The 4,329-nt window shown below is 40.4% G+C and carries 4 protein-coding genes and 3 tRNA genes; 3 read left to right on the forward strand and 4 right to left on the reverse strand.

Features of this window, described 5'->3' with window-relative positions; all coding sequences use genetic code 11:
* The first annotated feature begins 38 nt into the window (after window positions 1–38).
* Genes AN394_RS20885 through AN394_RS20895 form a run of 3 tightly spaced genes read left to right on the forward strand, consistent with a single transcriptional unit; the run spans window position 39 to window position 2,551 of the window.
* The gene (locus AN394_RS20885) at window positions 39–383 is read left to right on the forward strand and encodes a hypothetical protein (RefSeq protein ID WP_055022486.1); all 345 of its coding nucleotides are present in this window, start codon (window positions 39–41) and stop codon (window positions 381–383) included.
* An 18-nt stretch (window positions 384–401) separates the two neighbouring features.
* Window positions 402–824, forward strand: a complete 423-nt coding sequence (locus AN394_RS20890; RefSeq protein WP_054561295.1) for a hypothetical protein — start codon at window positions 402–404, stop codon at window positions 822–824.
* Between the two features lie 2 nt (window positions 825–826).
* Window positions 827–2,551 carry a GspE/PulE family protein gene (locus AN394_RS20895; RefSeq protein ID WP_055022487.1) on the forward strand — a complete coding sequence of 575 codons (1,725 nt, stop codon included), beginning with the start codon at window positions 827–829 and terminating at the stop codon, window positions 2,549–2,551.
* A gap of 63 nt (window positions 2,552–2,614) precedes the next feature.
* Here AN394_RS20895 and AN394_RS20900 read toward each other — a convergent pair.
* The 4 genes from AN394_RS20900 to AN394_RS20915 form a co-directional block, all read right to left on the reverse strand.
* A tRNA-Ser gene (locus AN394_RS20900) sits at window positions 2,615–2,702 on the reverse strand.
* 146 nt (window positions 2,703–2,848) lie between these two features.
* Window positions 2,849–3,889 carry a quinolinate synthase NadA gene (nadA, locus tag AN394_RS20905; protein ID WP_054561293.1) on the reverse strand — a complete coding sequence of 347 codons (1,041 nt, stop codon included), beginning with the start codon at window positions 3,887–3,889 and terminating at the stop codon, window positions 2,849–2,851.
* Between the two features lie 129 nt (window positions 3,890–4,018).
* A tRNA-Lys gene (locus AN394_RS20910) sits at window positions 4,019–4,094 on the reverse strand.
* A gap of 53 nt (window positions 4,095–4,147) precedes the next feature.
* A tRNA-Lys gene (locus tag AN394_RS20915) sits at window positions 4,148–4,223 on the reverse strand.
* Window positions 4,224–4,329 lie beyond the last annotated feature (106 nt).

The following is a 4,329-nucleotide window of genomic DNA, read 5'->3' on the forward strand; positions in this document are numbered from 1 at the left end:
CTGGTAAAAAGTACCTGACCATGGATGGAGCTGAATAGGTGAAATCAGAGGGTAAACTGGAAATTACAGACGAATTGTTGCTTTATCAAATAAATCAACCACCAAAATTAACTGATGCAGGGACTAATCAGCAACCTGATGCTAGCAATACAGGTAATACTCAACTTCCTGACGCAAGTAACACAGGTAACACCCAACCTCCAGATAGAAATAGTGGAGATAGCAACACAGGTAGCCAAACGAGTACAAGTACAGAAACTAGTACCAATGGTGATTCAGGATCGGGCAGTCGAAGCAATGCTGGTTCTAACTTGAATTGGCCTCCTGGCTGGGTAAAACATCCAGATCAACATATAGGCCAACAGCATGGGCATCATGATTAAAAAATTAGGAAGATAAAAATGATTTCAACCAATAAACGATGGCAAGAAAGTATCGCGGAAGCGATGGATGAAACGCAAAATAATCAACGAAATAAAAATAGAGCTTCCATTGTATTACCTAGCTGGCTTCCTTATGCCGCATATATTGCTTTTGGATTTTTGTTAGCAAAAACTCTACTAATTGGCCATGAAACCCACCCTGTAAATTACGACAGAGATTATCAAACAGGCAGCTCAGTGGCATTATTAATGATTGCAGAAGATGTTGAACATTACCGCACAACTTACGGAGAACTGCCAGACGATTTACCAAGCCCTATCGCATCTGTCATGGATGTAACTTATGAAAAAATTACCAATGAACATTTTCGCTTAACCATTCCACATGGTGATTCAACAATCACGTTTGATGCCAAAGACGACAAAATATATATGGAATGAGTATGATTGATAAAAATGAGGTACACAGAAGTAATGCCACTTTTAACTGGCTAAAACGATTTTGCATTGAAAAATCGACTAACAGCAATATTAATATTGAAGAAATGTATAACGGTGAGTCAGCCATTTCAGCATGGAAAAGTGCAGAGGCAATTTTGCAAGTCGACAGCAAAGTGTTAACAGCAATGATTGCAAAAAGTTACCAGTTAGATGTAGCAAAACTTCCTGATGATATGTCAGAAGAATTGCTTAATTATGTTTCTCTTAAAGTAGCTAGAGAGTATGGAGTTTTTCCTTTAGGCTTTACAAATGGCTTATTAACAGTAGCTTCCCCTCACCCATTTGATACTGATATGGAATCAATGGTTGAATTTTTAACGACCCTTCATGTTAAGTCGGTATTGGCATCACCCGAGCTCATAGCAAAATGGACGGAAATGTTTTATCAGGAGCAAATGCTATCTGAAAATGACATTATTATAAAATCAAACCAACTCAACACACGAACAAAACAAAATGAGCCCGACTCTTCGAACTCAGCCATAGTTAAAATTGTATCCGAAATGCTGTTAGAAGCGTTTATATTCAAAGCCAGTGATATTCACATTGAACCCTTTAATAATGGCGGCATAATTCGTTACAGAATAGATGGCATGTTAAGGGTCATATCAGAATTACCAGCACAAGTTTTTATTCCAATAGTACAAAGAATAAAAGCATTATCTGGCCTTAACTTAGCAAAAAAAATGGTTCCACAAGATGGAAGTGCTAGTTTAGAGCTCAAAGGTCAGGATGTGGATCTACGGGTATCGACACTACCAGTTAAAGGGGGAGAAAAAGTAGTCATCCGTCTACTGATTAAATCTGTTGTAAATAAGTTAGATGATATTGGTTTACAACAGCAAGAGCTCAATACATTTAAAAACTTACTGCAAAGTAGCGAAGGTATCTTTGTAATAACAGGCCCTACTGGGTCAGGAAAGACAAGTACGCTTTATGCTGCTCTAAAAGAATTAAACACTCCGGAAAAATGCCTTGTCACCGTTGAAGACCCAATTGAATATGAGATTGAAGGTATTGCCCAGGTTAATATTAACCCACATCAGAACCTCACCTTCTCCAGCGCCCTCAGAAGCATTTTAAGACAAGATCCCGATGTAATATTAATGGGTGAAGTTCGCGATGAAGAAACGGCAGAAATGACCTTTCGCGCTGCAATAACTGGGCATTTTGTGATGACCACCTTACATACTAGTGATGCAATTACGACTATTTCAAGGTTAATAGGTTTAGGTGTGTCACGTCCTATTATTGCAGACTCCTTAAAAGGTGTTGCAGCGCAGCGATTAATTAGAAAACTATGCCCTAGTTGTAACCTAAGTGGCCCGTTGTCCACAGATACCTATGGTAAACGTTTTAAAAGCATCTTTCCTGATATAAATATTATGTCGCCATCAGGTTGCGATGACTGCGATCAGTCTGGTTACAAAGGACGTATTCCTCTGTTCGAAATAATCACTATTGATTATCAACTAGCCGATGCAATTCGTGCTGGAGAAAGTACCAGTAAGTTAAGAGAGATTGCAGCTAAATGCGGAGCGAGATCTTTATATAAAGTAGCCTTAGAAGCACTTTCAAAAGGCCTCACTTCAGTAGAAGAAATAAATAGAGTATTAGGACAGTCTTTTTGGAAAGAGTGTGAAAGAAATAACAGCTTAGATAATTAGACAAGCTAAAATGCGATTTAAAAGTATTTGTAAATGACTAAAGTTAGCTTATAAGATTAGAAATGGCGGTGACGGAGAGATTCGAACTCTCGATACGTTGCCGTATACACACTTTCCAGGCGTGCTCCTTCAGCCACTCGGACACGTCACCTAAGGCGCTTAGAGTTTAGCGCGGCGTTATAGTATGAAAACAACCCTACAGACGCAAGGGCTTTTTAAAATAGTGCAGTTAAGTGATTAGTAATCAAACAAAAAAGGCAAGGTAAACACCTTGCCTTTTGTATAGTCAATTCGTTCTTAGCGTTGAAGCGTTGCTGAAAAATCTAACATACGGTTAAGCGACTTTAATGCGCCTTCGCGCAAGTCCATATCAACAAACACTTCTTTACCTTCTGGGTCTGTCAGTGCTTCTTCAATCGCTTTTAAGCCATTCATTGCCATCCACGGGCAATGTGCGCAGCTTTTACATGTTGCGCCTTCACCTGCTGTTGGTGCTTCAAAGAATTCTTTCTCTGGGCATAACTGCTGCATTTTGTAGAAAATGCCTCGGTCAGTCGCTACGATGAACTTTTTGTTGTCCATAGTTTGCGCTGCTTTGATTAGTTGGCTTGTTGAGCCAACTGCATCAGCTAAGGCTACAATCTCCGCAGGAGACTCTGGGTGAACCAATACAGCCGCATCTGGGTGTAAGGCTTTCATATCCTTTAGTGCTTTGGTTTTAAACTCGTCATGAACGATACAGGCGCCATTCCACATGATCATGTCAGCACCTGTGTTCTTTTGAATGTAAGAACCTAAGTGTTTATCTGGACCCCAAATGATTTTTTCGCCTTGCTCATCAAGGTGCTCAACGATTTCTAGGGCACATGAAGAAGTAACAATCCAATCTGCACGCGCTTTAACAGCTGTTGATGTATTTGCATACACTACTACCTTGCGATCAGGGTGCTGATCACAAAACGCTGAGAATTCTTCAATTGGGCAACCTACGTCTAATGAACAAGTTGCAGCAAGCGTTGGCATAACAACTGTTTTATTTGGCGTTAGGATTTTTGCTGTTTCGCCCATAAAGCGAACACCGGCTACCACAATTACATCTGCGTCGTGCTTAGCGCCAAAACGCGCCATTTCTAGCGAGTCAGCAACACAACCGCCTGTTTCTTCAGCTAGTGCTTGAATTTCAGGATCAGTGTAATAATGGGCAACAAGAACCGCGTTCTTGTCTTTTAATAATTGTTTGATACGCGCCTTATACTCAGCTTGCTCGTCTTTTGATAACGGAGCTGGCTTTGGAGGGAAGATATAATCTTCAGGCATAATTTGTTCAGCTAGACTCATTTCTCGACCACTTAGTCCACAGTGCATTCATGGCGCGAATTATACGAGAATCTTAAGCTAAAGAACAGTATTGCTGTGAGCTGTTAAGATAAATAAAGGATAACTTAGAAAGAAAAGATAAATCAGGAATGGTGGGTCATGATGGACTTGAACCATCGACCAATGGATTAAAAGTCCACTGCTCTACCAACTGAGCTAATGACCCGCTCTGGATATTTAGATGCGTAAATCCGCCGATATGAGACCATTCGAAAAGAATGGTGGGTCATGATGGACTCGAACCATCGACCAATGGATTAAAAGTCCACTGCTCTACCAACTGAGCTAATGACCCGCTCTGGAAATTTAGACACGTAAATCCGCCGATATAAGACCATTCAAAGAATGGTGGGTCATGATGGACTCGAACCATCGACCAATGGATTAAAAGTCCACTGCTC

It is taken from the genome of Pseudoalteromonas sp. P1-26 (assembly GCF_001401795.1).
In the GTDB taxonomy this organism is placed as follows: Bacteria; Pseudomonadota; Gammaproteobacteria; order Enterobacterales; family Alteromonadaceae; genus Pseudoalteromonas.

Excerpts from the sequence above, each read along its gene's own strand:
- AN394_RS20890 (WP_054561295.1), top strand. The coding sequence starts at position 402 with ATGATTTCAACCAATAAACGATGGCAAGAAAGTATCGCGGAAGCGATG.
- AN394_RS20895 (WP_055022487.1), top strand. The coding sequence starts at position 827 with ATGATTGATAAAAATGAGGTACACAGAAGTAATGCCACTTTTAACTGG.
- nadA (WP_054561293.1), bottom strand. The coding sequence starts at position 3,889 with ATGAGTCTAGCTGAACAAATTATGCCTGAAGATTATATCTTCCCTCCA.